Genomic DNA, 26,615 nt, shown 5'->3' with positions numbered 1-26,615 from the left:
ATGAGTGACAAGCCGCTCGCCGGAATCAAGGTGATCGACTTCACCGGGGTCCAGGCCGGTCCCGCGTGCACCCAGATGCTCGCCTGGTTCGGCGCCGACGTCATCAAGGTCGAGCGCCCGCAGGGCGGCGACGTGACCCGCAACCAGCTCCGGGACATCCCCGAGCTCGACGCGCTCTACTTCACGATGCTCAACAGCAACAAGCGCTCGCTGGCCATCAACACCAAGACCCCCGAGGGCAAGGAGGTCATGGAGAAGCTGATCCGCGAGGCGGACATCCTGGTCGAGAACTTCGCGCCCGGCGCGATGGACCGCATGGGCCTGGGCTGGGACCACATCCACCAGCTCAACCCCCGCCTGATCTTCGGCTCGGTCAAGGGCTTCAACGACGACTCGTCCTGGAACGACCTCAAGGTCTACGAGAACGTCGCCCAGGCCGCCGGCGGCGCCGCCTCCACCACCGGCTTCTGGGACGGCCCGCCGACCATCAGCGGCTCGGCCCTCGGCGACAGCAACACCGGCATGCACCTGCTGATCGGCCTGCTGACCGCCATCATCCAGCGCAACGCGACCGGCCTGGGCCAGAAGGTGTCGGTGTCCATGCAGGACGCCGTCCTCAACCTCACCCGGGTCAAGCTCCGCGACCAGCAGCGCCTGGAGAAGGTCGGCTACCTGGAGGAGTACCCGCAGTACCCGAACGGCGAGTTCGGCGACACGGTGCCGCGCGGCGGCAACGCGGGCGGCGGCGGCCAGCCCGGCTGGATCCTGAAGTGCAAGGGCTGGGAGACCGACCCCAACGCCTACATCTACTTCACCATCCAGGAGCAGAACTGGAAGCGGACCGCCGAGGCCATCGGCCGGCCCGAGTGGGTCGAGGACCCGGAGTACACCACCGCCAAGGCGCGCCAGTCGCACATCTTCGAGATCTTCGCGGAGATCGAGAAGTGGCTGGCCGACAAGACCAAGTACGAGGCGGTCGACATCCTCCGCGAGTGGGAGGTGCCCTGCGCGCCCGTGCTCAGCATGAAGGAGCTGGCCGCCGACCCCGACATGCGCAAGAGCGGCACGATCGTCGAGGTCGAGCAGAAGGAGCGCGGCACCTACCTGACCGTGGGCAGCCCGATCAAGTTCTCCGGCTTCAAGCCCGAGATCATCGGCGCCCCGCTGCTCGGCGAGCACACCGACGAGGTCCTCGCGGACCTCGGCTACGACGCGGACGCCATCCGCGCGCTCCACGAGGGCAACGTCGTCGTCTGACGGCCGTACACCGCCCGCACAGCCGCGGTGCCCCGCACGCGAATCGCGTGCGGGGCACCGTGGTGTGCTGGCCGGGTCAGACGGGCGGGATCACCCGAAGACCAGCTTGTCGTTCCAGCCGGACCCGATGACGGTCTTCACCGGTGCGTTCGTGTTGGTGGTGGACGGGTTGTAGATGGCCATGTGGCCGTCCGAGGCGAACCGGGCCCAGATGTCCGGGATGCCGTCGTTTGATGTCCGGGATGCCGATCGCCGCGTTGACGTTGGCCTCGGTCCAGCTGGTGCCGAACGGTACGTCACCGTTGAGCGAGTTGCCCGCCAGCATCAGGGAGTTGAGGTCGACGCTGCCGGCGACGGAGCCGGGCTTGCCGTGCCGGGCGTACATGGTGCCGTTGTCCAGGTTGCGCCAGAGCAGGTCGGGCGTGCCGTCCTTGTTCATTTCGGCCAGGTTGACGATGTCGCGGCGGGCCCAGGCGTCGGCGTTCATCAGGGTCGCGGTCCGGAAGGTGGCGCCGCTGTAGCCGGACAGCACCCAGAACCCGATGTCGGTGCGCAGGACCAGGTCGGGCAGCTTGTCGCCGGTGATGTCACCGATGGCCTTGAGCTGGGTCCAGGTTGACGGCGCGGGCGCGTTCGACGGGAGGCGGATCCTCAGCCGCTCGTTGACGTCGAACGAGCCGTAACCGTCGCCCGGGTCCAGCCAGAACGTGCCGTCCGGGTTGACGGCGAAGAGGTCCGTGGTGCCGTCGCCCGGGTAGGCGTCCTGGTAGTGCGCGATGAGCGCGGCCTTGCCGGTCGTCGCGTTGTACCAGTGACCGGCCGGGTTCAGCGTCGGTTTGCCGCCTGCGCCCATGGCGTACGACGACGTCAGGCTGCCGTACAGCTCACCGCCCTGCTGGCCCGCGTACGTCCGCAGGACGCCGGTGACATCGATGGTGAGCAGGTCGTCGATCTTGTCGCCGCCCGTGTCACCTGGGGCGTCGGCGATGTCACTCGGCGGGACGTACGTCGTGTAGTCCGTCCGGGCGCTCACGTTGCCGAGGCTGTCGTAGGCGTGGACCTGGAGCGTGTTGGGGCCGGCGTTCGCCGGCTTCAGGTTGGTGACGGTGACGATGCCGCTGCTGTTGGCGTTGACCGAGATCGGGCCGACCCCGCCCCACGAGTAGGTGAACCTCGCGGCCCCCGACGATTCGAAGGTGATGGGTCCGGTGTCGCCGAACTTCACGGTCGCCCATGTGGCGCCGTCCGAGGTGGCCTTGAGGAACACGTCGCTGGTGACGATGGGCTGCGACGGTCCGCTCGGGTCGACCGTGATGCGGCAGGGCTCGGTGCCCGGCGGGTAGACGGTGGACATCGCGCCCGCCGAGTCCTTGCCCATGGCGTCGCAGGAGAAGGTGGTGTTGGCGGTGATGTCCTTCAGCAGCGGATCGCTGGACGGGATGGTGTACGTGGCGGTGCCGCCCGAGGCGCCGATCGTGATCTCGACATCGGTCGGGACCGTGCTGCCGTTCTTCCAGAACCGGAAGCGGACCTTGCTCATGTTGTTGTCGGGGTCCTTGGCGGTCACCGACAGGGTGATGTTGGTCTTGCCGACCGTCACGCCCGCGCCGGGGCCGGGCGTGCAGGCGCCGCCGGGCTTGGAGGAACCGGCGGTGGGCTCGGACGGGTTGCGGTTGTAGACGGCCTCGATGGTCGCGGAGGTCGCCTTGAACTTGCGCCAGGTCTGCGTGTCCGACTCGCTCGTGGCCCGCATGCCCAAGGTGACGCTCGAATCGCCCCGGTCGGTGGCGTACTGGGCGGCGTCCTTGTTGTTGAAGGCCTCGTACTCGTCCGGGCAGGCGCTCGACGACCAGCCGTGCGCGAAGGACTTGCGCTGGATCTCGTCGGACCAGCTCGGCTGCGCGTTCCACGTCGTGCCGGACGAGATCGCGCCGGTGCGCCACAGCTGGAACTCGCGGGTCGTGCAGGACCAGGAGTGGTTGTTGAGCACCTTGAAGGTCGCGCTGGTGATCGCCGCGCCCTTGATGGCCTTGTTCCAGTCCATGCGCCAGAAGGAGCGGGCGGTGCCGCCGGTGTCGGACTCGTGGCCCACGCGGGCGTCGGAGGTGCCGGAGGAGAAGTTGGTGCCGTTGAAGAAGCTCGTGCTCGGGTACGGCTTGTAGGCCACCGTCCACGCGTCCCAGCCGGGGTTCAGCGCCGGGTCGACGAACAGCGGGTACGTGACGCCCTCGTGCGCCGCGAGACCGGAGGCGGCGAAGCCGAGGCCGAGCCGGGCGGCACGGGTGTTCTCGCCGTCCGGGGTGATCGGCAGCGGTGCGGACCGCGCGCCGGGCTCGATGCCGGTCAGGCCCGACAGCTTCAGCATCATTTGGAGACTCAGACCGCGTCTGAGATCTCTGTCGAGCGTGCACGAGCAGGTGTCCTACCCTCTGTGGGTGGACGACAGATTTCCCGTGGTTGGGAACTTCAGAGAGCTTGGGCGGGGTTGGCCTGACGGGCCGTCGCTCTGGGCCGCCGTCAGGGACAAGGCGCCGGAACATGTCGGCGAGCTGGTCGAGTACCTGCGCAACGGCACGGTCTTGGTCTCCGCGACCACACTCGTGCACGACATCCTCAGCCCCTCCAATACCGTGATCGGCGGGTGGCATCTGCTGACGGATGGGCGCTGGCTCTGGCACTCCGACCTGGCCTACTACGTCGAGCGTTATCACGTGGCGCTCGACCCGCGGTTCCTCGTTCATGCGCAGGGCAACGACTGGACTGTTTCGCAGCTCACTGATGCGGAGCTGCTCGCGCTGGAGGCGGTGCTCCTTCGTGATGTCACCGACTGAATCAATTCGCTGACAGCAGACCTTTGTGTCACCCGGCAGGGTTCCGCGTGAGCAGGCGGGCCCCTGGCCGTGAGGCTCCTGGCTGGTCATTGCCGCACACACCCAGCTCCGCCTTGCCTGTCCGCTCGCCGTCGATCTGCGACGCCCCTGGGAGAAGCCGGCAGACCCGAACAGGCTGACCCCGGCCCGCGTCCGACGCGCGTTCCGGAACCTCCATGCACGGCTGCCTTCGCCAGCGGCTGTTCCCAAACTCTCCCGCCCAGGCCCCGGGCGGCCGCCCGGCTCGAAGAACCGCCACCCGGCAACACGCCACAACGTCGGCCTCGAACTCGTCACCGGCCAGTCCTATCGCCGACCCATCCACCACAGGACAGGCACCAAACCCCGACGCACTGCTGAACAAAGAAATCCGTAGGCTTGGGCGCCACCACCAGGCAAGATAGATCCGGTGAAGGATCTACCACCCGGCCTGCCGCCGGCAGACTCGCGCAAATGGCACAGCCGCCGATGGTGGGACCAACTGGGGTATCTGCGCGTGCGTTCCCTGGCGAACCCCAATTGGGCCAGGGACATACCGTGGCTGATCGCGTGGCTGCGACGCGAGCGCTCGACCGCCCTCCCAACAGATCAGGCCCTCTACGACATCGCGATCACCGCAGCTCAGAGCTATGCACGGACTCGCAGTCACTCCCCAGGCGTGGACCGCGCGTGGGATCGGGTTCTCGAACCGATCGACGAGTTGCTGACGCGGCGACAAGTAAGACACCTTGATGAAGCCCACAAGGCTCAAGCCGAGCAACACAACCCAGGTGCCTGACGTCGTCACGAGCGCTTCAGGCGGCGGTGCTGATGAACGGCACCGGAAATATCGCGCTGTTCTCTACATTACGGGTACGTACGTCTGTGGGCCCTGTAAGCGCTCTGTGTCGAGGATGCTACCGACGCCGGACGGAGGGGGCTCTCCGAACTTGTGGTCATCTTTAGGAGGGAGAATGGAACTCCCGGCAACCACGTGTTCAGGCGTCGCTAGTAGCGACTCGTAGTGGGGGCCCGCCGGATCTTGCCGGCGGGCCCTTTCTTTCGATTCGGCCGTCCTTTTGGGTCCTCCAGCAGGACATCAGCCACATTCCGGAAATGACCAGGATCATTCGATCCTCTGTACTGGGGCTCCGCGTTCGTAGGGGTGCGGGTCAGGTAGCCGTCCCGGCGGCGGCCTTGGCGGTCGCCAGTTGCTGGTAGAGCTCCTTCTCCTTGGCGCGCCGTTCGGTGACGTCCCGGATGACGGCCCCGACCCAACCCGGCTGACCCTCCGCATCGTTCAGCAACGCCACGCTGAACTCGATCGACAGCTTCCGGCCGCCAGCACCCACCGCGGGGACGGTCAGGAGGTCGTCGTCACCGTACTTGGTGGTGCCGCTGACCATGGACTTCTGGAAGCCGTCCCAGTGCCGCTGCTGGTGCCGCTCAGGGATGATCACGTCCAGGCTGTGACCGGTGACCTCGGCAGCCGGGAACCCGAAGATTCGTTCGGCGCCGTGGTTCCAGTAACGGATGAGCCCTTCGCGGTCGGTGATCACTATGCCGTCAGGCGCCTGGGCTGCCATTCCCAGCACGACCTCGGGATCCAGGTCTTCCATGTCCCCTCCAGGCTCGGGCCGTTGAACGTGTCGTATACAGCATACTGTCGTCCCCGGTCTTCCGGGCCTGGAAATCACGTGACGTGCGGCGCCCGGCCGCCGAGAATCCCTGTGTGGCCACCATGAACGCCGACGCGGGCAGCCGTGACCCGTCCTCCCCCCGGACCGCCCCGACCACCCTGAGCGGACGGGCCTTCGGCGCGATCCCGCCCACGGCACTGGTGCTGCTCGGCATCGTCAGCGTGCAACTGGGCTCCGCACTGGCCAAGAACCTGTTCGACGCGGTGGGCAGCTTCGGGACCGTCGCCCTGCGTCTGTGCTTCGCGGCGGCGGTGCTGATCGCGGTCTGGCGGCCCTCCCCGCGCATGAACCGCCGCACCTGGACGGTGGTCCTCGGCTACGGCGTGACCCTCGGCACCATGAACCTCTGCTTCTACCTCTCTCTGGCCCGCATTCCGCTGGGCATCGCGGTGACCGTCGAGTTCCTCGGCCCGCTGACGGTGGCCCTGGCGGGGTCGCGGCGATGGCTGGACGCCCTCTGGGTCGCGCTCGCGGCGGGCGGTGTGCTCCTGCTGACGGAGGGACGCGGCGATCTCGACACCGTCGGCCTGCTGTTCGCCCTCGCCGCGGGCACGTGCTGGGGCCTGTACATCCTGGTCGGCGCCGCGCTGGGCCGGCACACCACGGAAGGCAACGGCCTGGCCCTGGGCATGGCCGTCGCGGCACTGATCGCCGTGCCGTTCGGCGTGGCCGACAGCGGTACGGCGCTCGTCCAGCCGTGGGTCCTACTCGCGGGGCTCGGCGTGGCCCTGCTGTCCTCGGTGATCCCGTACTCGCTGGACCTGGAGGCCCTGCGCAGGATCCCGCCGCGCGTCTTCGGCATCCTGATGAGCCTCGAACCGGCGATGGCGGCCCTCGTCGGGCTGGTCGTCCTCCAGGAGTCACTGCGCTGGACGCAGTGGATCGCGGTGCTGTGCGTGGTGGCCGCGTCGGCGGGCGCCACCCGCGGGACGCGCACCGATGCCTGACCGGACGTCGATTGGAGCGGCGGTGCGGCGGGTCTCCGGCAGGTGCGTGCCGATGTACCGGCGCAGTTCAGGCCCCCGTCCCGCGCCGGATGGGCCGGCTCCGGTGCCGTCGTGCGCACGCTGCTCATTGCGCGTTCAGCACCGCGGGGATGTTGACCTGGACGTGGATGAAGTCGTACATGCTGTAGTCCCTGTATTCCTTCATCTCGAGTGCTCGGCGGGCCAGGTCGTCCGGCAGTCCCTTGTCCCGGGCGTCCCGTGCCAGACCGGTCAGCTTCTCGAGGTAGGCGATCGAGTGCAGGATGTCCGCACGGCGCATGGTCCGGCCGTGGCCCGGCACGATCAGGGTGCCGTCGTCGAGGATGTCGTAAAGGCGCCGGTAGGTGGCGAGTGCCTCGTCGGCCCGCCCCTCCAGCAGCCACGGGAATGCCGGCGGCGGCGCCTGCAGCATGTTCCCGACGAAGACGATGTCGTCCTCACGCATGCGGACGACCAGGTCGCCGTCGGTCTGGGCGAAGCCGATGTGGTCGATGTCCACATGCTTGCCTCCCAGGTCCAGGGAGCACGACCCGGACACCGCAAGGTCCGCCGAGCGGGGCACCACCTCCTCGATGCCGACGTTCGCGCCGAGCAAGTCGATCATGAAGGCGCGGTCCTGCTCGAAGCGCTCGTCGATCACACGCTTGGTCGCCTCATGGTGAATGATCACCGTCTGTGCCGGGAAGGCGAAATTCCCGAAGCAATGATCACCGTGGAAACTGGTGTTGACCAGAAATCTGATGGGCAGCGAGGTCACCGTGCGCACCGCGCCGATGACCTGGGACGCCAAGCGGCCGTTACTGAGTGATTCGACGACCAGCACCCCCGAATCGCCGACGACGAAACCGGCGTTGGTCGCGGTGTGGTCGGTTTCCTCGACGTCCGCCGCCATGACCGCGTACACGCCGCCGGCGAGTTCGCGCGCGTGCATCCGGACATGGGCGATGTCGAAGGGCCTGTTCTTCTGCTGCATGGTCCGTTTCTCTTCCGGAGGGCGGGTCGGCTGGTCGGTCTCGTTCGGCGTGCGCGGCGTGCGGCATGCCTGTGCTCTGCCGTGCGGCCCTGTCCCATTTGTCTCATGGCTGGACGGCGCGTGCATCCTGCCCCGACACGGGTTCCGTCGGGCTCACGTGAAGCGTGTCGAGACATGCGGCGTCGGCCTGACGGCACGCCGGGCCCGGCCGGGCGCCTGTCGAGGGCGGGCCGCGCCGGTCAGCGGATGAGCTTGTCGAAGACCTCGTTGAGGGCCTCGGTCGAGCTGGGGTGGGTGTAGATCGAGTCGCGGAGCTGCGTGGCCGTGATGCCGTGCCGCATGGCCAGCGCGACGGTGTTGACGATCTCCTGCGCGTCGATGCTGAGCAGAGCGGCCCCGAGGACGAGGTCGGTGTCCGAGTCCACGACGAACTTCATGACGCCGCGGGTCTCCTCGACCGTGTAGGCGCGGGGCATGGCCACGATGTCCGCGACCTTCTCCCGCGAGACCTTGATGTTCAGCCCCTGCGCGCGAGCCTGGCTCTCGGTCAGCCCCACTGTCGCCAGCGGGGGCGTGATGAACAGGGTGTGGGGCACCGCCCTGCGGTCGCCCGTGGAGCGCTTGCCCTCACCCAGGAGCTGGTCCAGGACGATGCGGGCGTCGTCCAGGGAGATGTAGGTGAACTGCTCGCCGCCGTTGACGTCGCCGAGCGCGTAGATGTGCGGCTTGCTGCTGCGCAGGAATTCGTCCACCACGATCGCACCGTTCTCTGCGGTGCGGACACCGGCGGCGTCGAGCCGGAGGCCGTCCGTGACCGGCCGGCGCCCCGTGGCGGGCAGCAGCGCGGACGCCTCGACGGTGTGGGTCCGCCCGTCCTTCTCGTAGACCACGGTCGAGACGGCGCCGTCGTCGCGCACCTCGGTGACCTTCGCGCCCGTGACGACGCGGATGCCGTCACCGCTGAGGATCTCCCCGACGGACCCGGCGATGTCCTCGTCCTCCCTGGGCAAGAGCCGGCCGGCCGCTTCGAGGACCGTCACGTCGGTGCCGAAGTGCCGGTAGATCCCCGCGAACTCCAGGCCGAGGTACCCGCCTCCGAGGACGACGAGACGCTCGGGCAGGTTCCGCGTGCGGGTGAGCTCCGCGCTGGAGACCAGGTGGGGGCTGCTCGCGAGGCCGGGGATCGGGGGGATCACCGGCTCCGAGCCGGTGTTGACCAGGATTGTGGGGGCGGTGACGGTGACGAGGTCCGGTCCCTCCCCGATGGCGAGGGTGTACGGATCGACGAAGCGGGCCGTGCCGGTGATGACCACCGCGTTGTCCCTGCCGTTCAGCGCCTCGAAGTTCCCGGCGCGGAAGGCACTGGTCAGCGCGCGGACGCCCGCGATCGAGTGGGCGAAGAACTCCTGCGCGTCGTCCTTGAGGCGTTTGGTGCCGGAGTAGTGGACGAGCATCTTGGTCGGTACACAGCCCACGTTGGGGCAGGTGCCGCCGTACATGTTCTCGGACCGCTCGATCAGGACCACGCGGCGGCCGGCCTCGGCGAGCGCGTGAGCGGCGGTCTTGCCGCCCTTGCCGAAGCCGATGACCAGGACGTCCGCGGTGAGTGCTGTGGTGATCTCCATGCGTCGAGTCTGCGACCCGGCCACCGGCGCACATAGACTCGAACGTCTCACTGTCCTGCCCGAAAGTCGCACCGTGGACTCTGTCAGCCGACTGCTGCGCCTGGCCCGGCTCAGGGCCGATCTCGACAAGCGCTGCCTGCTCGGGGCCGGCACCCGGATGGAGGTGCCGGCGTACGGCGAACTGGAGGCGCCGTTCCACGTGCTGCTGGAGGGCACGTGCCGGCTCCAGGTGGGCTCCGCCCTGCTCGACCTGCGCCCCGGCGACGTGGTGATGATCCCGAGCGGTGCCCCGCACCGGGTGCTCACCGACGGCGAAGGCGACCAGGTGGGGACGGCGGACACGGCCGGCGACGTGTTCGCGACCACGCGCAGTGAGCACGGCGCGGAGCCGGTCATCGACCTGTTCTGCGGGCACTACACCTTCGACGCCGGCGCCGGTTCACTGCTGTTCGCGAGCCTGCCCGACCCGGTGCACGTCTCCTTCGGGCAGTCGGCCGAGAGCGACGAGGTGCTGCGCATGCTCAGCGCCCTGATGCGCGGTGAGGCGCGCCGTGAGGGCGAGGGCACCGCGGCGATCCTTTCCGCCCTGTGCACCGTGCTGCTCGCGATGGTACTGCGCACCGCGCGGGGCGATGCCACACGCACCACCCTGTGGACCGCGGCGGCCGACGGCCGTATCGCGTCGGCCGTCGAGGGCATGCTCGACGACCCCGGAGCCGACTGGACGATCGAACGGCTCGCCCGCACGGCCGCCATGTCCCGCGCCACCTTCCTGCGCCACTTCACGCGGGACACCGGGACGACTGTGGGCGACTTCCTCACCCGGGCACGGCTGATGGCGGCGGCGGAACTGCTCACCACCACCGACGCCACCGTCGCGACCGTCGCCGGACAGGTCGGCTACTACTCCGAGTCCGCGTTCTCACGGGCCTTCCGGGCCCACCTCGGCACGACACCCGCCCGTTTCCGGCGTGAGAACTCGCTGCGCGGGGGATGACGGGGGCGCGGCCCGGTCGTGTCCGCCGGGCGCTTCCCGCCCGTGCGGACGGTCATCGCGCGCCCACCCTCACTCCGCACGGGTTCACCAGCCGGACGGCCAGACGCGCCGGCGTGCGGACGATCAGCAACCGCTCCACGATCCCGTGCGCGGCAGGCAGGCGCTCGGCCACGATGCGGGCGGCACGCCCGCCGTCGGCGAGGAAGAGACCGACGGCTTCGATCGCCGGGCGGCGGACCAACGGATCCGGGTCCGCCGCGTAACGGACGAAGGCATCCGTCCGCTCGGCCATCTCGGCGGTGATGTCGACGTGAGCGGTCGACTCGACTCCGTTCACCGTGAAGTAGATGCCTTCGGGGTCACGCTCCTGAGCCTCGCTCCCCATGCTGAGGAGCAGCATGACGATCGTCGCCCGGTCGGGGTTGGCCGGGTCGTCGGCCATGGCGAACAGGAACGGCAGGCTCGCCGCGGTGCACGGGTCGACGGCTCCTTGGTCATGGGCCTCCGCACGGAACCCCTCGAACCCCTTGGCCCGTACCGCGGGGTCCGGGGAGGGCATGTTCCCGAGACGGTCCGGGACCCCGCATACCTGACCGGGCAAGTGGCCGGTCGTCCAGTCGACATCATGTGTGTGGATCAGGGCCGGCAGTCTCCAAGGGGTCACTGACATCCACGGCACCGTAAGGGACGAGGCGGCGAAATCGGAGGCCTCGGCGGAGCCCGCGAAGGGGCCGTGTGCGGCCTCGGCCGGGGTCCGGTCCCCATCTCACCGCCTCCCGTGACTCCTTGGGTCAACGGGACGCGGGAAGGCGCTCACCCGCCCGTCCGCGCTTTCCTCGAACCGGCCCTGAGCTGGCCCTTTCCCGTGATTCGCCTAGGCTGGGCGGCACTTCTGGACACGGTCGCAGGGGGGCATTGTGAGCGAGGAAATCACGAGCTACGACGAAAGCCACATCACGGTGCTGCACGCGTGGGAGGGCATTCGGAAGCGGCCCGGGATGTACGTCGGCTCGACCGGTGAACGGGGCCTGCACCGTGCCGTGTACGAGGTGGTGGGCCGGCCGGTGAACGAGGTCCTGGCCGGCCGTGCCACCTCCGTCGACGTCACGCTCGCCCCGGACGGCGGCGTGAGCGTCGCCGACGACGGGCCGGGGGTCCCTGTCGAGGCCGACGAAGACGGCTTCGGCCTCGAAGCACTGCTGACCAGCGCGCACTCCGGGGGGCAGGCCCGCGGCCGCGACCTCGCGTACCTGGACATGGTCGGATTGGGGCCCTACGTCACCAACGCCCTGTCGAGCCGTCTGACGGCCGAGGTCCGGCGCGATGGGACCCGCTGGGTCCAGGAGTACACGCGCGGAGTCGCGGCCGCCCCGCCCACCGCCGTGGGGGCGGCGGACGGCAGCGGGACCACCCTCACCTTCCGGCCCGATCCCGACATCTTCGAGACCGTGGAGTGCTCGTTCGCGGTGCTGGAGGAGCGCTTCAGGGAACTGGCCTTCCTGAACCGGCGCCTGGCCATCTCCATGACCGACACGCGCCTTCCGGGCGAGCCCCGGTCGGTACGGTTCCGGTTCCCGGGCGGGGCGCGGGACTTCGTCGCCTTCCTCGACGCGCCGGCGCGCACGCCCGTACACCCCGACGTCATCGCCTTCGAGTGGGAGGACGAGCGGATGCAGGGGCGCGCGGAGGTCGCCCTGCGGTGGTGCGCCTCGCGCGAAGAACGGCTGCGCAGCTTCGCCAACAGTTGCCCCACCCATGGTGGCGGCGCACATGTGTCCGGATTCCGCGACGGCGCGGCGGCCGCGCTCAACGCCTACGCACGAAAGCAGCGACTGTTGTCCGCGGCGGAAACCGACCTCGGCGTCGAGCGGATCTGCGAGGGCCTGACGGCGGTCGTGTCGGTGAAGCTGGACCGTCTCGAGTTCGAGGGAGCCACCCGCAGCGTGCTGGGCAACACGGCAGTGTCCGCCTGCGTCGGGGAGGCCGTCCGGGAGCACCTCGGCAGGTGGCTGGAAGAGCACCCGGAGCAGGCCGCGGCCGTCGTCGCACGGTTCCTTCAGGACGGCTCCAGGAGTTGAGCCGCGGGCCTTCTCGGCCGGCGGCGCGCGTTCTCGTCCAGCTTCCGCCGGGCGCCCGGACGCGCGAGGCCGCCGCGCGCCGCATACCGGCGGCCACGGTCCGCTGGGCGCCCCTCAACAGGGGTCCGGCAGGCGAGCGGGACGACGATCCCCTGGGACGGTCCAGGGGGCGCCCGGTGATGCGCGGTCCCGGACGTCCTGGTCAGTCGTCGAACCACACGACGAGGCGAACATTGTCGTCACCGTGCTGTGCCGCGAGTGTCTCCATGGCATCCCAGACGGATTGCCACTCGCCGGTTTCGGTGACGGCGTCCCTGCGGCGGAGGGTGACGGATCTGTAGACCGTCTCCCCGATGAGCCACTCGCTTCCTTCGGGCCACTCCCGGTCTTCGCCTCTTTGCAGACCGACAGCCTCGGCGAATGCAGGGCTCCAAGAGGCCTTGCCCGTCATCCTGAGCCCGTTCGACGTCTGGCGGTACTCATGAATCCGGCTGTCGGGCTTCTCCGCTCGCTCGTCCCAGTCGACCGCCTTCACCTCGGCCCAGGTGATCCATGTGGTGCCGTGAAAGCCGTCCTCGCCGTACCACTCGGTCAGCTGAGCGAACCGCGCACTCACGGTGGCCGAGGTGTCGGCGGGCAGACCCCGGCACGCGGCCAAGGGACGGAAGTTCGCGTAGTTGCGGACCCCGAAGAGACAACCGAACGCATCGTAGTCACGGCCCCCGTAAAGGGAGCCGAGGTCGTGTGCGGTGCGCCAGGGCGGCTCCTGATCGTCCTGTGGCGCCCGGTATTCGAGGAAGCCGCTGATGTCTGTACCCATGCGTGGCATTCTGCCGACCGCGTCAACTGATTTCGTCCGCACCGGATCCACGGTCCGCGCATACGTGAGCCGCCCGGCTCGCAACCGGGCACGCGTACGCCCGCAGCCGGCGCAACGGGTGTGGCCGCTGCGCCGGTTCGGTGCTTTCGGCGCTCACCGGTCCTTGGGGGAAATGAAGGAGCGGACGAGCCGCCGGATCAATTCCGCCGCGATGAGGGCCGGCAGTGTCGGTGCCGCTATGTGGATGTCGATCCGGATGCGGGACGCGAGCGTGATGCCCAGCGCCAGCGCGGCCAGGATGACAACGACCGCTGTGGGCAGTCGAATACCGCGACGTCTCGGTGGGGATTCTTCGGTGGGCGAATCGTCAGTGCGCGTGTCCTGCGGCACGCTGGGGGACCTCCCATGCTCGTTGCCACTCGCTCGGCGGCCCCGGGGATGTCACCGTGGGTTGCAGCCCGGCGGTGAGGGGCCTCCATGGGTAGCGTGAAGGGGCGCCGGGGTCCGGTCCACTCGGTATGTGCATGTGATGTCGCGTACGACGGCAGGGTGGGCGGGATCCGGACAATCACGCGACGTGGCGGCCCGAGCAATCGACGCACAGGGCCAGTTCGGCACCATGGTCAATTACAGAACGGGTATTTTACGGCCATTCTTCGAGTGGCATCGCACCGCAAAGGTATTGCCTTTACTTCGCCGGCTTGCTGTCATTGTCCGTGAGACCACGACCACATCCGGTTCGCCGGATCTTGTCCCGTACGGCGCCCCGGTCGGGTGCCCCTGGGATATGGGTGGTCTTTTTGGCTGACCCCGGCCGTTGCCACTCGCACCAGGGGACAGGGCCGGGTTCTGTTGCAGCGGAATCGGCCGGATCATCCCGACGCCCGCGCACCCCTCGAATCCGCGTGCGCGTGCGTCGGTGGCCGCAGGAATGCCCCTACCCGACGGCGCAGTTCCGCCAGGCGGTGGCCAGGGCCCGGGGGATCTGCGGGATGTCGGCGCAGCCGTGCGGGCCCGCGGGGAAGCCGTCGCTGGTGAGGTACGTCCAGTCGGTCCCTGAGCCGGCGCGGAAGTACTTCATGGCGCCGCCCTCGTCCTGCAGGCCCACGAGCTCGCCCTCGTTCGCGCCGGAGGTGGGGTCGAACGGGGTGGCGGCGTAGCGGACGGTGCCGCACTGGCCGTAGAAGAACCGGTGGGGCGCGGGCGCGATGTGGACGAAGCGGGGGTGGCTGCGCGTGTAGGCCCGCGTCACCGCCGCCTTGACCTCGCTGCCGGCGGACAGATTGCGGCAGCCGGGGACGGAGACGGGCGCCTGCGGGGCCTTGGACGGGGTCTTGCCCGGGGTCTTGGCCGTGGCCTTGGCCGACACGGTGGGGCTGTGCGACGGCGCCGGTGTCGTGGCGGAGGACGAGGTCGAAGGAGGCGCCTCGGTGGGGGAGTCCGCCGGGGCGGAGGCCTCCGGGGACGGCGAAGTGGTCGTGCCCGCGGCGGAGTCGGACCCGGACCCGGAGGAATCGGTGCACCCAGTCAGCAACAGAGCGCAGCCCAGCAGTGCGGCAGCCGCTATCGAGGTACTTCTGATTCCGGACAACTCGAGTCTCCTCCTCGGTCGGCACAGCCGGCGTGGAGCCGCTGCCGCCGTTCGGCCGGCACACCGCTCGCCTTCCACTACTCCCGCGGTACTGCGGAGGGTTGCACAGGAGCCTGTGTCCATGGTTGTGATTCGGTAAAGGCGCGGGCGGGCGTGCCACGGGGGCGGGAAGCGCCGATCGCTTCCCGCCCCCGGACCTCAGTGCGCGCTCGCGCTCAGTAGGAGAACTGGCGGATCTGCTCGTCGTACGCCCCGTACGCCCCGTACGTCCAGCCGGTGCGGGTCGCCGGGTCCAGCTGGACGGAGTTCATCACACCGCCGTGGACCAGGGGACCGCCGTGTCCCGTGATCTGGAACCCGGTCAGCGTCTTCACCACCTCCCCGGTCGTGACGTCGATGACCAGCAGCTGGCCGGTGGCGTTGTTGTCCGCGACGACGGCCGTGCCGGAGCCCGCGTAGCTGGTGCCCTCCGGCGCGGTGAACGCCGCCACCGCGAGCCCGTTGGCGCCGTCCACCGCCATCCCCGTGGCGGGGCCGCGCCGTACGGCCACCGGGTCGTCCGTCTCGCCGGTCGCCACGTCGAGCGAGCCGAGGACGCTGGTCGGCACGATCTTGGTGCTGGGCGAGGTGGCCGACAGGTTGTAGAGCGTGCCGGCGTCGTCGGAGGAGAAGCCGTTGCTGCAACCGGACATGGTCCCCACCAGCGTGACGCTGCGGGTCGCGGTGTTCACCCGCGGGATCTGGACGCCGCCCAGGCACAGGGCGATGGGAGCGCCCTTGGCCAGGTAGACGTCGCCGGTGGAGGAGTCGATGTCGAGCAGGCTGTACGAGCCCTTGGCGACGCCCGGCAGGTCGGCCGGGACGGGGGCGTCGGTGGTGCCGTGCTTCAGGTCGACGGGCAGCACCAGGTCGCTGTTGTCGGCGACGGCCCGCAGCAGCACCGCGCCGCGGGAGCGGGCGGCGTCGACGCGTCCGACGACGAACCGGTAGTCGGCCGCGGCGAGCGTGGTGCGCCCGACGAGGGTGTCGCGGGCGGTGTCCCAGGTCTCCACCAGCACGTCGCCGTCCGGCGTCGCCTGGTGCACGACAAGGGCCCGGTGCGTGGCGGGTGCCACGCCGATGACCTCGTACTCCGAACCGTCGCCGCTGTCCGACACGATGACCGGGCCGTAGCGGCCGGTCCCGGTCGAGTAGTGCCGGACCTCGGTGGCGCCGGAGACGGTCCGCAGCGCGGCGACCGAGTCGTCGCCCGCGGCGGCGAAGGACAGCACCGTGCTTCCGTCCGGGGCGAGGCCGTCGTCCACTTCGAGGGTGGAGACGGGGGAGGCCTGGCCGACGACCCGGTGCTTGCTGTCGAGGGCCATGACGCGCACGCCGTAGACCGTGGACGTGGACAGGCCCAGCCGCAGGGCGTCGAGGTCGACGCTGCCCTTGGTGGCGGGCAGGACGCGGTGGGCGGTGGAGGGCGCGTCGACGCCGTCGCCGTCGAGGGCCGTGCCGTTGGCGTTGGTGAAGGTGTTCAGCGAGTCGTGGAGCGTCGGGGCGGGCGCCGCGAACTCCACCTGCGCGTACTTCGCACCCGGCACGTCGCGTACGTCGTAGCGCACGGAGAAGCCGGCCTTGGCGCGGGTGACCTGGGTGCTGTGGGCGGGGACGCCGTCCAGCCCGGTGACCAGCGGTGCCTGCGGGCGCTGGCTTGCGGTACCGCCGTCGACGCGGACGGGCGCGAACTCCCCGTAGCCGGTCTGGCTCGGGTTGCCGCCGAAGCCGGACTGGGCGATGCCGATGCCGTAGAGGCCGCCTCCGGCGCCGAACGCGTCGGCGGGGATGGTGACCGTGCCGGAAGGGGCGGTCAGGGGCTGGTGCCAGGCGGCGCTGAACAGGGGCGCGAGGGAGGGGTTCCAGTGGCCGACGGTGGACACGACGAGCTGCGGGTCGCTGGTCGTGGCGACGCCGGACAGGTCGTAGCTGACGGTGACCGCGTGGCCGGCCTTCACCACCGCGGGCGCCTTCGGTGCGGGGCCCTCCACGTAACGGCCGTCGCTCGGGCCGACGGTGAGGACGCGTCGCACAGTGGCCCGGGTCCGGCCGCCGGTCAGGACGCGGTAGGTGACGGTGATCGTGCGGTCGGAGGCGGAGACCACCGGGAGCCCGGCGGCGCCGAGCAGTTCGGTCGGCGTCACCCGGACCGCCGGGCCGGAGGAGCGCCAGGTCTTGGTGCCCACGGTGAGCGTGTACGTGGGGCTCGAACCGCGCGGGAGGCCGGTGGCGTCGCCGGCGAAGGTGACCGGGCCCACCAGGCCCATGCCGTTGCCGCCGGAGGCCATGTCGCCGAGGTCGATGCGGTTCGGGTCGGTCGTCTCCAGGAACTGCCCGCCCAACGCGCCGGCGGTGACCCGGTGGGCGACCGACAGCCGTACGGCCGCGGTCCCGCTCGCGTGGTGCCCGAGGACGTCCTCGACGGCGGCGGTGACGTCGATCTGGCGGCCGACGTTGAGCTCGCGGTCGATCTGCGCCGGGGTGGGCACGGCCCGGCCGGTGCGCTGCAGGACGTCCCGTACCTGTGCGGGGGTCAGGTGGTGCCCGGCAATCCCGGCGGCCTGGAGCACCACGGCGGCGGCCGCGGCGATCTCGGGTGCGGACGCGGACGTACCGCCGTTGAGGACGGGGGTGACGGACTGCGCGTCGCCCCGCTCGGTGTGGGTGAAGGCGACGATGTTGTCGCTGGGCGCCGAGAGGTCGATGCGGGTGCCGAAGCCGGAGGAGAAGGTACCGAAGCCGCTGATGCGGGTCTCGGCGGTGGTGGCGGGCCCGGTCCGGGAGGCGAGGGTGTCGTCCAGGGTGGTGCCGCCGGCGGCTATCGCGCCGCTGTCGGGGACGTGTGACGGGGTGGTGGAGTAGGCCACGTCGTCGATGTCGGTGGCCGACTTGTCGCTCTTCGCGGTGTCGGTGGGCGTGCTGCCGCCGTCGGGGCCGACGGCGGCGGGGGTGTAGAGGCGGGTTCCGTCGTTGGAGGAGATCACCACCACGACGTGGTCCTTCTGGACGATCGAGGCGACGACGGACCGGATGTACGGGTCGTCCTCCAGGTAGCGGCCCGGGAAGCCCTGGGCGTCGGTGCCGAAGCCGAGGCTGGCGGTGATGACGTCCGGCTTGGGCGACTGGTGGGCGGCGGCCAGCAGCGCGGTCGCGATCTGGTCCATCGTCGGCTGCTGCGGGACGACGAGGCGGTAGTCGGCACCGGGGGCGACGCCGAGCAGGTCGGTGTAGTCGCTGCCGGTCCGGCCTGGGCGCTGCCGGTCGTGGGCCAGGGGCGCCATGACGCTGAAGTCGAGGAGGACTTCGCCGAGGGCGGGGTCCTGGTCCTCGGTGGACGCCGTGCCGCTGAGGCTGCCGTCGGGAGCGGCGACGTAGGCGGGGATCAGCGGCATGGAGGGGAGGTCGAGGTAGCGCTGACCGTCCTGGAGCACGGTGGTCGGGCCGTGGGTCTGCACGTAGGCGTCACCGGCGTCGGCCATCGCCTGGTCCGTGAGGTCGCCGACGGAGACGTTGGTGATGGTGCGGCCGGCGCCGGGCTGCTGCCCGTAGCGGCCCTGGAGGATGTCGAAGGCGCCCACCGCGTTGACCCCGCCGGCGTTGAGGAAGGCCTGGGCGGAGTCGGTGAGGGCGAAGTTGGTGGGGATGGGGGAGGGGGCGGGGGCGGGCGTGGGCGCGGTCGCGGGAGTGCGCTTCGCGGACGCCCCTGCGGTGGTGGGCAGTTGCTGCCCGCCGGTGTTCATGGTGTTCACGTAGCGGTTCGGTTCCGCGCTCGCGATCCCCGGCGTGCCCTGGAGGGTGCGGGCGACGGCGGCGGAGTCGCGGTTCCCGGTGCGTACGACGTAGGTGCGCGACAGGTCGGCGGCGTCGGCGCCCAGCCGCGTGCGGGCCGATGTGGTCATCGACTCGGTGGCCGCGGCCGACAGGGAGGGGAGGAGCGGCTGGAGCGAGGTGGCCCCGACCGCGTTCAGCTTCTCGTTCACGGCGGCGCTGCTGGTCCCGGGCGCGTGGGCCTGGGCCCGGTTGCCCGGCAGCTTGCGGCCGGTCACGGCGGTCTGGGGGGAGAGAGTCACCAGCACCTGGCCCGGGACGATGCCGGCGCGCTGGGCGGGCGGCGCCTTCTGCGGCGAGGTGCCGTCGAGGGACGGGACGGAGCCGCCGACCGCGGGACCGGGACCGGGAGCGGCGGAGGCCGGGAGTGCGGCGGTGAGGGCCAGGAACACGACGGACGTGACGGACACGGCACCGAGCCGCCGTCTGCCGTGCGGATGGGCACGCGACATGGGACACCTTTTCAGCGGGGCGAGGTGTGCGGGGGGACACACCGCGGCGCGCTGACGCCCACCTCAACGCGGGGCAGCGCGCTCGTTGCTGGAAGATGTCAAGTGCGGCGGACGAGACGCAAGGTGGGAAAGGTGGCCTACCTCCGCCAGGTGGCCGGTTGGTGCCACGGAGGTGTGGGAGAAGGCATGGAATTTACCGTACTGGGGTTCACGGCGGAGGCGGAGCGCGTATATACGGCGCTGGTGGGGATGCCGCGGTGCACGGCGGCGGAGGTCGCGGACGCGTGCGGCCTGGCCGCGCCCGCGGCGGGGAAGCTGCTGTCCGGCCTGGTCAGGGACGGCCTGGCGGTGCGCAGCGCGGGGCGGCCGCCGAGGTTCTCGGCCGCGGCTCCCGATGTCGCGGTCGGCGCGCTGATCCACGAGCGGGAGCAGCAGCTCGGCGACGCGCGGGCGCTGGTGCAGCGGCTGGTCGAGACGCACCGGGAGGCGGCCAGGATCAGCCACCCGGACATGGCCGCGGAACTGCTGACGGACCGCGACGACATCAGCAAGGCCGTGCACCGGCTGACGACGGGGGCGCGCCGTGAGGTGTGCGCCTTCGACCGCCCTCCGTACGTCGACCGGCCCGGCAGCAATCTGGACGGCCAGCTGGAGCGGCAGCGGACCGGGGTGACCCACCGGGTGATCTACGACCGCGAGGCGGTGGCGTGGCCCGGCAGGCTGCAGGACGACATCATGCCGAGCATGCGGGCGGGGGAACAGGCTCGGATGCGGCCGGAGTTGCCGTTGAAGCTGGTGATCAGCGACAGCCGTGCGGCGATCATCCCGTTCAGTCTGGCTCCGGGCGGCCAGTCCGCGGCGTATCTGATCCATCCGTCGCCGATGCTGGTGGCGCTGCAGGCGCTCTTCGAGGCGCAGTGGGAGCGGGCGATCCCGCTGGGGGAGGCGGCGGCGGCGACTTCGGCGGAGCCGGGACGGCCGGGGGAACCGGACGCCGAGACCCTGGCCCTGGTGAGCCTGCTGGCGTCGGGACTCACGGACGCGGCGATCGCCCGCACCCAGGGCTGGAGCGCTCGCACGACGCAGCGGCGCATCCACCGCCTGATGACCGAACTGGGCGCGGCAACCCGCTTCCAGACGGGGCTGGCGGCGGCCCGGCGGGGGTGGCTCTGAGCGGCGGGGAAAAGTCGCTTGTCCCGGCACTCCATGGAGATTATCGTCAGGGTGACATTTAGGAGGTCGCCGCGTGGTTCTCGCGGACATACTCGCCCCGCTTCAGGAGCCCCTGTTCACCCTGCTGGACACGCCCGTCAGCTGGGTGGAGGTGCTGGGCTTCGGCAGCGGAGCGCTCTGCGTATGGCTTGTCGCCCGCCGCCACATCGCCAACTGGCCGATCGGCATCGCGAACAACCTCTTCTTCATCCTGCTCTTCGCGGGCGCCGGCCTGTACGCGGACGCGGGCCTCCAGGTCGTCTACGTGGCACTGGCGGTGTACGGATGGTGGTCCTGGATCGCCGGGGCATCGGGGCATCTCGCCGTCAGCCGCACGGACGCCCGCACCTGGCGCATCCTGGCCACCGTGACGGTGCTCGCCACCGCCCTCCTGACCCTCCTCCTCGACCGGGCCACGGATTCCACGGTGCCGTTCTGGGACGCGCTGACGACCGCGCTGTCGCTGGCCGCGACGTACGGCCAGTGCCGGAAGAAGATCGAGTCCTGGTACCTGTGGATCGCCGCGGACGTCGTCTACATCCCGCTGTACGCGTACAAGGGCCTCTACCTCACCTCGCTGCTCTACGCGGGCTTCCTGCTGCTGTGCGCGGTCGGACTGCGCGCGTGGCTGAGCGAGGCCGGGGCTGCCCGTAAGGAGGCGCTGGCATGAGCGAGTTCGACCACGGGCTGGTGCTGGGCAAGTTCTACCCGCCGCACGCGGGCCACCACCACCTGGTCCGCACCGCCGCCGCGCGATGCCGCCGGCTCACGGTGCTGGTGTGCGCCTCCGCGGTGGAGTCGATCCCGCTCGCGGACCGGGTGGCGTGGATGCGCGAGGAGCACCCGGAGGTGGGCATCGAGGTCGTGGGTGCGGTCGACGACATCCCCGTCGACGTCACCGACCCCGCGGTGTGGGACGCCCACATGGCCATCTTCCGGGCGGCGGTACCCGACCCGGTGGACGCCGTTTTCACCTCGGAGCCGTACGGCGAGGAGCTCGGCCGCCGCTTCGGCGCGACGGCGGTGACGGTGGATGTCGCCCGCACGACCTATCCGGTCTCGGGCACGGCCGTCCGCAGGGACCCCGTGGGCTGCTGGCCGTACTTGGCGGCCCCGGTGCGGGCTGGGCTGACCCGCAGGGTGGTCGTGGTGGGGGCGGAGTCGACGGGCACGACGACGATGGCGGAGGCGCTGGCGGAGCACTACCGGGCGCGGGGCGGGGTGTGGGCGGCGACGCGGTGGGTGCGGGAGTACGGGCGCACGTACAGCGAGGAGAAGTACGCAGAGCTCCTGGCGGTCCGCCCGGAGGCCACATTCGACGAAGTCACGTGGACCTCGCCCGACTTCGGGGTGATCGCCGAACACCAACTCGCGGACGAGAACGCGGCAGCACGCGCCGGCTCCCCGATTCTGTTCTGCGACACGGACCCCCTGGCCACGACGATCTGGCACGAGCGCTACATGGGCACCCGCAACCCCCAGGTCGAATCCATCGCGGCCCGCGCCCGCCACCACCTCTGGCTCCTTACGGACGACGCGGGCGTCCCCTTCGAGGACGACGGCCTGCGCGACGGCGAGCACGTCCGCACCTGGATGACGACCCGCTTCCACGAGGAACTGACCCGCAGGGCCCTCCCGCACGTGCTGCTGACCGGCCCGCACGAGGACCGCCTGCGCACGGCAGTAACGGCCGTCGACACGCTCCTCACGAGCGGCTGGCACCTCGCCGCCCCACTCCCGGAGCGGGGGTGGCCCGACGTGCCGTAGTGACCTTCACGTCACCCGGGGCGGGACGGACGGGACATCGGGCGACGTCAAGGAACGACGGTGCGGAACCGACGCAGGGACGCCGCGAGATCCGATCCGCCCGCGTCGTCGTCCGGGAGGCGGTGCAGTTCCGCACCGGCGAACTCCTCGGCCGCCCGCAGGACCTCGGCGAAGAGTTTTTCCGACCGGGTCGTGCCGATGGGTGTGTTTCCGCTGGAGATCGCGATTCCCCTACGTGTCGGCCTGAACCGGATCGTGAACGACGAGTCGGTTCCGACGAAGGTCACCTGCTTGCCGGTGCTCCGCAGGACGGCCAACTGATCCAGCAGGAGCGACAGCGCCAGGTGGATCATCATCCCCTGGTCCGGGGAGTGGCCATGGGAGGCCACGGTACCGGAGTCCCCCGTGACGACGATGTCACCCAGGTCGAACCCGCACGGATCCCCCTGATCCGGGCGGCGGGAGAAACGGAACCGGATCGCACTCAAGAGCTCGGCCCTTCAGTCAGTGGTTGCCAGACACGCTGCGCAGGTCGTCGTGGTCCCACAGGCGGCAGCGGCGCTGCGCTCACGCCGGTTCCCCCGTCGTCGTACGACCGGCCGGTCACGGTACTGCGGGTGCGTTCCGGGCCGGCGCCTTCGCCGCTTCCACGTGCCGCCGCGCGTCCGCACCCCGCCGTCGGCCACGAACGGCGTCCTGTGCCTGCGGACATCCAGTGCCGTCCCGCCGGTGTGGCGTGGATTCCTCCCCGGTGCACAGGAGGTGGCGCGTTGTCGGATTGGGAGAGGCCGAGCACCGCGCGGGTGATCGCACCTGACCGTCCCCGCAAGCTCGCGACGGTACCGTTCGTCGACAACGGACCATCCACATGAGCGCTGCCGGGTCACTCGAGGCGCACACCTCGCCGCCTACCGCGAACGCGCACACCTCGCCGCATGGCTGGCAGCTTCACCCAGCGTCGTCGCGCCCGCGCCGCCTGACGTTGGCGACGGCTGGTACGTACTGTTCCTGCGCGCCGGGGGCTGGCAGTTCTGCTGGCACATCGCGCCCGGCGACCTGTCTCGGTTCGACCACGTCCAGCCGGTTCCAGCCCGGCGACCGTGGGCCCAGTGGGACGGGCACACCACCGAGCAGAAGTACCGCCGCATCCGCACTCACACAGCAGCGCTCGCCATGCCCGACGACGGCACCAGCAGTGACACCGGCACCTGACCCGCAACCAGCAGGGGTACGCAGCCCCCATCGCCGGGTGGACTCAGGTGGTGGGCGCGCTGGTGAAGATCCGGTGGCTGTAACGCCACCGAGAACGACCTATCAGCCGCCGCTTTTGCGTCGGAACGACCGCTGGCTGGCAGCCGGGCCGTGCGCGCCGCGGGCCTTCGACGCGTCGGTGTTCGCAGCGAGGGCCGTGGCCTCTGCTTGCATGCCGCGTTTGCGCGCCAGGGCCTCCCGAAACTTGGCCTTCAGGTCATACTGGCCGTCCTCGTCGGGCGCCAGGGCGGGGCGCTCGGTGTTGGCCGGCTCGGAACCTTCTTGCGATGGAGACGCTGCAGTCATGGTGACCTCCTGGACTTGGGCAGTGGGAAGCACAGCTTGTCATGCGGGAGACCGTGCGGGGTGCCACGCGGCCGACGTCGCAAGCTATCGGCGGCGCGAGCTGTCATGCGTGCTCGTCCGCCGTGGGGCACTGGGCCAGAGTGCCGGACCGGATCCGCGCGCCGGGGTGCCGGTGACGCCAGCCGGCCGGCGCCGTCCTCGGCGGTGGCGGCGTCCAGGCCGAGGATTTCGCGGTGTCCGTCGGCGTTGACAGCGACCGCGATCAGCGCGTGAACGTTGACGATGCGGCCGCCTTCGCGGACCTTCTGGGTCAGCGCGTCCACCCAGACAAATGCATGCGGTCCGGCGTCCAGCGGCCGGTTACGAAACGCTGCCACCTGCTCGTCCAGATGCTTGGCCATTGCGCTGACCTGGGACTTCGACAGCTGGGTGACACCGAGGGACTCGGCGAGTTTCTCGACCCTGCGGGTGGACACGCCGAGCAGGTAGGCAGTGGCGACCGCTGAGATCAGGGCCTGTTCGGCCCTGCGGCGGCGTTCGAGGAGCCAGTGCGGGAAGCAACTGCCGTTGCGGAGTTTGAGGATGGCCAGTTCGGCGGTGAGCCTGTTGCGTTTTGGAGTTCGCACCGCTGGAACTGTTGGATGACTCCATGGCCAAGGGCTTCCGTCGGGTCGACCGCGACCAACAGTGCCTGCTCCCTGTGGACACGCGGGAGTGGTTGCCCCAAGACCGTGTCGTCTGGATCCTGCTGGAGGTCGTGGACCACCCTGGACCTGACCAGGATCGAGTCCCGGTACGCGCTTGGCGGGACAGGGCGCCGGGCTTACGACCCGCGGATGATGCTCGCACTCTTGATCTACGCCTATGCGGACGGGGTGCGGTCGTCCCGTCAGATCGAGCGGCTGTGCCGCACCGACGTGGCCATGCGCGTTATCTGCGGGCTGCAGGTCCCCGACCACACCGTCATAGCCCGCTTCCGGCAGTTGCACCAGGACTCGGTGAGGGATCTGTTCACGCAAGTCCTGCTGGTGTGCGCCAAGCCGGGCTGGGACGGCTGGGCACGATAGCCATCGACGGCACCAAGATCGCGGCAAACGCATCCCGGTATGCATCCTGCCGCCGCGAATGGCTGCAGGAACAGGTCTCCACGATCACTGCCGAGGCCGCCGCTGCTGATGAGGCCGAGGACGCCGCCTTCACAACCCGAGCGAAAGACGCCGGGACACCACAGCAACTCCGAGGCCGACAGGACCGCGAGCGCCGACTGCGCAGGGCTTTGGTAGAGGTACTCGCCGAGGAGACCGCCCGCGGACTCGACGTCGGAGCGATCGCAGCCAAACACGAGGAATTCCTCGAGCGCACCCGGCGCGGGGACAACACGGTCGGCACCCGCCCGGTGGGAGTGGACCCGGTGGCTGTCGCCGAAGCCCGACTGCAGGCTGCTCAAGATCGTCTGGCGGGCGAGAAGGCCACCAAACGCGAGCAGATCGAGGCGATGCGCGAAAGGCTCCGGCTCTTCGAGGCCGGCCACGGACCCAGGCCCGTACTCGGCCCGTTCAGCTTCGACGAAGAGCGTGGACGCGAGGTTGCCCGTGCCAAGCGGTGGGTGGCGCGGGCCGAGAACGAACTGGCGAGGGCACGCTCCGCCCAAGACGCAGTTCCGCCATGATCCGCTTGCCCAGCCCTCGGCCCTGGTGCTCAGGCACCACGCAGATGCCTGTACGGCGCCGACATCTTCGCCGCGGTCGCCGACATCCCCGGCGCGATGCTCCTGGCCGCCGAACACGACGACGCCCTCGTCGGCGGCTTCCTGTGCTTCCACTACCGCGACGTCCTGAACCTGTGGGCCGCCGGCATCGACTACCCGCGGCTGCGCACCCTGCACACCTACACCGGCCTGATGCTCGCCTCGGTGGAGCTGGCGGCCGACCTCGGCGCCACCACCATCGACGCCGGCCGGGCCAACTACCGCTACAAGCGGGCCGCGGGCCTGTCGCCGGTGGCCCTGCGCACCCTCGCCTACTTCCCCGACCGCGACGCGGCCACCGCCCGCGCCCTGCACACGACGGGCCACGGCATGGAGGCCTGCGCCGGGCTGCGAAGATTCTGAACCGGTGGGACGACGAACTCGCCGACTTCGCCGACGTGATCGACCACGACCTCCACCAGGTCGCCTACGTCACCGTCCCCACCCACCTGCCGAAGCGGCAACATGCCGACCGCACCGGTCATCGCACCGCTTGAAACACCATTGGGAATCAGTGCGCGGCGGCCATCAGGGGCAGGACGTTCACCAACGTCTCGCCCTGCGCGTAGCGGTGCAGCTGCTGCGTGATGAAGGCGAGGGACGCAGGGATGAAGGCGTCGGTGAAGGCCCCGACGTGCGGCGTGATCAGGATGCCGGGCTGGTGCCACAGCGGGTGACCGCTGGGCAGCGGCTCGGGCGCGGTCACGTCCAGCGCTGCGCGCAGCCGCCCGCGCCCGGCCTCCCGCACCAGCGCCTGTGTGTCGACGAGCTCCCCCCTGGCCACGTTGACCAGGACGGCACGGTCCTTCATCAGGGCGAGGCGGGAGGTGTCCATCAGGTCGCGGGTCTCGTCCGTCAGCGGCGCGCATAGCACGACTGCGTCGGCGGAGGGGAGCAGCCCGGGCAGGTCCGCCAACCCGTGCACTTGGCCGTCCTCGGTGTCGCGCGCGGTGCGTGCCAGCCGGACCACACGGCAGCCGAACGGGGCGAGCCGGGCCGCCACGCCCTTGCCGACCGCTCCCTGGCGCACGACACTAGTGGTTGCGCCGGTAGTCCGTCGTTAGATTTTTGATGAGTACTTCTGGTGGTGTGTCGGTGCCTCGGCGGGGTCCGAAGTTGGAGCCGTTGCTGTTGGTT

Annotated in this window: 22 protein-coding genes and 3 pseudogenes; 12 read left to right on the top strand and 13 right to left on the bottom strand. The window is 70.3% G+C overall.

Annotation, left to right across the window (positions count from 1 at the left end):
- Positions 1 to 1,257 carry a formyl-CoA transferase gene (gene frc, locus ACIP98_RS33545; protein ID WP_401979581.1) on the top strand — a complete coding sequence of 419 codons (1,257 nt, stop codon included), beginning with the start codon at positions 1 to 3 and terminating at the stop codon, positions 1,255 to 1,257.
- Between the two features lie 76 nt (positions 1,258 to 1,333).
- Here the strand turns inward: frc and ACIP98_RS33540 are convergent, their stop codons facing one another.
- Entirely contained in the window at positions 1,334 to 3,622 is a 2,289-nt protein-coding gene (locus ACIP98_RS33540) for a DNRLRE domain-containing protein (protein ID WP_401979578.1), read from the bottom strand.
- Positions 3,623 to 3,692: 70 nt separating this feature from the next.
- Here ACIP98_RS33540 and ACIP98_RS33535 point away from each other — a divergent pair, with 70 nt between their 5' ends.
- Entirely contained in the window at positions 3,693 to 4,088 is a 396-nt protein-coding gene (locus tag ACIP98_RS33535; protein ID WP_401979577.1) for a hypothetical protein, read from the top strand.
- Between the two features lie 76 nt (positions 4,089 to 4,164).
- A pseudogene (locus ACIP98_RS33530) lies at positions 4,165 to 4,503 on the top strand (transposase); the annotation flags it as partial.
- Between the two features lie 775 nt (positions 4,504 to 5,278).
- Here ACIP98_RS33530 and ACIP98_RS33525 read toward each other — a convergent pair.
- Positions 5,279 to 5,725, bottom strand: a complete 447-nt coding sequence (locus tag ACIP98_RS33525; RefSeq protein WP_401979575.1) for a PAS domain S-box protein — start codon at positions 5,723 to 5,725, stop codon at positions 5,279 to 5,281.
- Between the two features lie 122 nt (positions 5,726 to 5,847).
- Here ACIP98_RS33525 and ACIP98_RS33520 point away from each other — a divergent pair, with 122 nt between their 5' ends.
- Entirely contained in the window at positions 5,848 to 6,753 is a 906-nt protein-coding gene (locus tag ACIP98_RS33520) for a DMT family transporter (RefSeq protein ID WP_319665529.1), read from the top strand.
- Between the two features lie 124 nt (positions 6,754 to 6,877).
- On the opposite strand, the gene ACIP98_RS33515 is transcribed toward ACIP98_RS33520, so the two are convergent.
- On the bottom strand, positions 6,878 to 7,891 hold the full coding sequence (locus tag ACIP98_RS33515) for an MBL fold metallo-hydrolase (protein ID WP_401979573.1): 1,014 nt from the start codon (positions 7,889 to 7,891) through the stop codon (positions 6,878 to 6,880).
- Between the two features lie 113 nt (positions 7,892 to 8,004).
- Entirely contained in the window at positions 8,005 to 9,390 is a 1,386-nt protein-coding gene (locus tag ACIP98_RS33510; RefSeq protein WP_401979571.1) for an FAD-dependent oxidoreductase, read from the bottom strand.
- Between the two features lie 73 nt (positions 9,391 to 9,463).
- Between ACIP98_RS33510 and ACIP98_RS33505 the strand changes: the two genes are divergently transcribed.
- Entirely contained in the window at positions 9,464 to 10,387 is a 924-nt protein-coding gene (locus tag ACIP98_RS33505; protein WP_401979569.1) for a cupin domain-containing protein, read from the top strand.
- A gap of 52 nt (positions 10,388 to 10,439) precedes the next feature.
- Here ACIP98_RS33505 and ACIP98_RS33500 read toward each other — a convergent pair whose 3' ends face one another.
- Positions 10,440 to 10,946: a hypothetical protein gene (locus ACIP98_RS33500; protein WP_401979567.1), complete on the bottom strand. Its 507-nt coding sequence runs from the start codon at positions 10,944 to 10,946 to the stop codon at positions 10,440 to 10,442.
- 358 nt (positions 10,947 to 11,304) lie between these two features.
- On the opposite strand from ACIP98_RS33500, the gene ACIP98_RS33495 reads away from it, so the two are divergent.
- Positions 11,305 to 12,465, top strand: a complete 1,161-nt coding sequence (locus tag ACIP98_RS33495) for a DNA gyrase subunit B (protein ID WP_401979565.1) — start codon at positions 11,305 to 11,307, stop codon at positions 12,463 to 12,465.
- 202 nt (positions 12,466 to 12,667) lie between these two features.
- On the opposite strand, the gene ACIP98_RS33490 is transcribed toward ACIP98_RS33495, so the two are convergent.
- From ACIP98_RS33490 to ACIP98_RS33475, 4 genes are all read right to left on the bottom strand, one after another.
- Positions 12,668 to 13,285, bottom strand: coding sequence for a hypothetical protein (locus tag ACIP98_RS33490; RefSeq protein ID WP_401979562.1), 618 nt, complete (start codon positions 13,283 to 13,285; stop codon positions 12,668 to 12,670).
- A gap of 153 nt (positions 13,286 to 13,438) precedes the next feature.
- On the bottom strand, positions 13,439 to 13,675 hold the full coding sequence (locus ACIP98_RS33485; RefSeq protein WP_401979560.1) for a hypothetical protein: 237 nt from the start codon (positions 13,673 to 13,675) through the stop codon (positions 13,439 to 13,441).
- Positions 13,676 to 14,222: 547 nt separating this feature from the next.
- On the bottom strand, positions 14,223 to 14,876 hold the full coding sequence (locus tag ACIP98_RS33480) for a hypothetical protein (RefSeq protein ID WP_401979558.1): 654 nt from the start codon (positions 14,874 to 14,876) through the stop codon (positions 14,223 to 14,225).
- A 215-nt stretch (positions 14,877 to 15,091) separates the two neighbouring features.
- A complete protein-coding gene (locus ACIP98_RS33475; RefSeq protein ID WP_401979555.1) occupies positions 15,092 to 19,195 on the bottom strand; it encodes a S8 family serine peptidase in 4,104 nt (1,367 codons plus the stop codon).
- A 186-nt stretch (positions 19,196 to 19,381) separates the two neighbouring features.
- Between ACIP98_RS33475 and ACIP98_RS33470 the strand changes: the two genes are divergently transcribed.
- From ACIP98_RS33470 to ACIP98_RS33460, 3 genes are all read left to right on the top strand, one after another.
- The gene (locus ACIP98_RS33470) at positions 19,382 to 20,368 is read left to right on the top strand and encodes a helix-turn-helix domain-containing protein (RefSeq protein WP_401979554.1); all 987 of its coding nucleotides are present in this window, start codon (positions 19,382 to 19,384) and stop codon (positions 20,366 to 20,368) included.
- A 73-nt stretch (positions 20,369 to 20,441) separates the two neighbouring features.
- Entirely contained in the window at positions 20,442 to 21,077 is a 636-nt protein-coding gene (pnuC, locus tag ACIP98_RS33465; protein WP_401979551.1) for a nicotinamide riboside transporter PnuC, read from the top strand.
- On the top strand, positions 21,074 to 22,174 hold the full coding sequence (locus tag ACIP98_RS33460; protein ID WP_401979548.1) for an AAA family ATPase: 1,101 nt from the start codon (positions 21,074 to 21,076) through the stop codon (positions 22,172 to 22,174). Before pnuC ends, ACIP98_RS33460 begins: the two co-directional genes overlap by 4 nt.
- Before the next feature lie 47 nt (positions 22,175 to 22,221).
- Here the strand turns inward: ACIP98_RS33460 and ACIP98_RS33455 are convergent, their stop codons facing one another.
- The 3 genes and pseudogenes from ACIP98_RS33455 to ACIP98_RS33445 all read right to left on the bottom strand — a co-directional run.
- Complete coding sequence (locus ACIP98_RS33455; protein ID WP_401979546.1) at positions 22,222 to 22,527, bottom strand: hypothetical protein; 306 nt, start codon at positions 22,525 to 22,527, stop codon at positions 22,222 to 22,224.
- Positions 22,528 to 23,488: 961 nt separating this feature from the next.
- Positions 23,489 to 23,731, bottom strand: coding sequence for a DUF5302 domain-containing protein (locus ACIP98_RS33450; RefSeq protein WP_401979544.1), 243 nt, complete (start codon positions 23,729 to 23,731; stop codon positions 23,489 to 23,491).
- A 179-nt stretch (positions 23,732 to 23,910) separates the two neighbouring features.
- A pseudogene (locus ACIP98_RS33445) lies at positions 23,911 to 24,330 on the bottom strand (transposase); the annotation flags it as partial.
- Positions 24,331 to 24,372: 42 nt separating this feature from the next.
- On the opposite strand from ACIP98_RS33445, the gene ACIP98_RS33440 reads away from it, so the two are divergent.
- Genes ACIP98_RS33440 through ACIP98_RS33430 form a run of 3 tightly spaced genes read left to right on the top strand, consistent with a single transcriptional unit; the run spans position 24,373 to position 25,841 of the window.
- Complete coding sequence (locus ACIP98_RS33440) at positions 24,373 to 24,798, top strand: transposase (RefSeq protein ID WP_401979543.1); 426 nt, start codon at positions 24,373 to 24,375, stop codon at positions 24,796 to 24,798.
- Positions 24,762 to 25,400 carry a hypothetical protein gene (locus tag ACIP98_RS33435; protein WP_401979540.1) on the top strand — a complete coding sequence of 213 codons (639 nt, stop codon included), beginning with the start codon at positions 24,762 to 24,764 and terminating at the stop codon, positions 25,398 to 25,400. Before ACIP98_RS33440 ends, ACIP98_RS33435 begins: the two co-directional genes overlap by 37 nt.
- A 48-nt stretch (positions 25,401 to 25,448) precedes the next feature.
- Positions 25,449 to 25,841, top strand: a complete 393-nt coding sequence (locus tag ACIP98_RS33430; RefSeq protein WP_401979657.1) for a GNAT family N-acetyltransferase — start codon at positions 25,449 to 25,451, stop codon at positions 25,839 to 25,841.
- A gap of 148 nt (positions 25,842 to 25,989) precedes the next feature.
- Here ACIP98_RS33430 and ACIP98_RS33425 read toward each other — a convergent pair.
- Positions 25,990 to 26,520: pseudogene (locus ACIP98_RS33425) on the bottom strand (NAD(P)-dependent oxidoreductase); the annotation flags it as partial.
- Positions 26,521 to 26,615 lie beyond the last annotated feature (95 nt).

Source organism: Streptomyces sp. NPDC088354, from assembly GCF_044753585.1.
GTDB lineage: Bacteria > Actinomycetota > Actinomycetes > Streptomycetales > Streptomycetaceae > Actinacidiphila.
The sequence above is the reverse complement of the archived record's forward strand: the minus strand, read 5'-3'. Positions and strand labels throughout refer to the sequence as shown.

What these genes read in the sequence shown, in the direction of transcription:
- ACIP98_RS33470 (WP_401979554.1), top strand. Translation starts at nt 19,382, where the DNA reads ATGGAATTTACCGTACTGGGGTTCACGGCGGAGGCGGAGCGCGTATAT.
- ACIP98_RS33450 (WP_401979544.1), bottom strand. Translation starts at nt 23,731, where the DNA reads ATGACTGCAGCGTCTCCATCGCAAGAAGGTTCCGAGCCGGCCAACACC.
- ACIP98_RS33475 (WP_401979555.1), bottom strand. Translation starts at nt 19,195, where the DNA reads ATGTCGCGTGCCCATCCGCACGGCAGACGGCGGCTCGGTGCCGTGTCC.
- ACIP98_RS33455 (WP_401979546.1), bottom strand. Translation starts at nt 22,527, where the DNA reads ATGATCCACCTGGCGCTGTCGCTCCTGCTGGATCAGTTGGCCGTCCTG.
- frc (WP_401979581.1), top strand. Translation starts at nt 1, where the DNA reads ATGAGTGACAAGCCGCTCGCCGGAATCAAGGTGATCGACTTCACCGGG.
- ACIP98_RS33525 (WP_401979575.1), bottom strand. Translation starts at nt 5,725, where the DNA reads ATGGAAGACCTGGATCCCGAGGTCGTGCTGGGAATGGCAGCCCAGGCG.
- ACIP98_RS33520 (WP_319665529.1), top strand. Translation starts at nt 5,848, where the DNA reads ATGAACGCCGACGCGGGCAGCCGTGACCCGTCCTCCCCCCGGACCGCC.
- ACIP98_RS33500 (WP_401979567.1), bottom strand. Translation starts at nt 10,946, where the DNA reads ATGCCCTCCCCGGACCCCGCGGTACGGGCCAAGGGGTTCGAGGGGTTC.
- ACIP98_RS33490 (WP_401979562.1), bottom strand. Translation starts at nt 13,285, where the DNA reads ATGGGTACAGACATCAGCGGCTTCCTCGAATACCGGGCGCCACAGGAC.
- ACIP98_RS33440 (WP_401979543.1), top strand. Translation starts at nt 24,373, where the DNA reads ATGACTCCATGGCCAAGGGCTTCCGTCGGGTCGACCGCGACCAACAGT.
- ACIP98_RS33510 (WP_401979571.1), bottom strand. Translation starts at nt 9,390, where the DNA reads ATGGAGATCACCACAGCACTCACCGCGGACGTCCTGGTCATCGGCTTC.
- ACIP98_RS33540 (WP_401979578.1), bottom strand. Translation starts at nt 3,622, where the DNA reads ATGCTGAAGCTGTCGGGCCTGACCGGCATCGAGCCCGGCGCGCGGTCC.
- ACIP98_RS33515 (WP_401979573.1), bottom strand. Translation starts at nt 7,891, where the DNA reads ATGCACGCGCCGTCCAGCCATGAGACAAATGGGACAGGGCCGCACGGC.
- ACIP98_RS33460 (WP_401979548.1), top strand. Translation starts at nt 21,074, where the DNA reads ATGAGCGAGTTCGACCACGGGCTGGTGCTGGGCAAGTTCTACCCGCCG.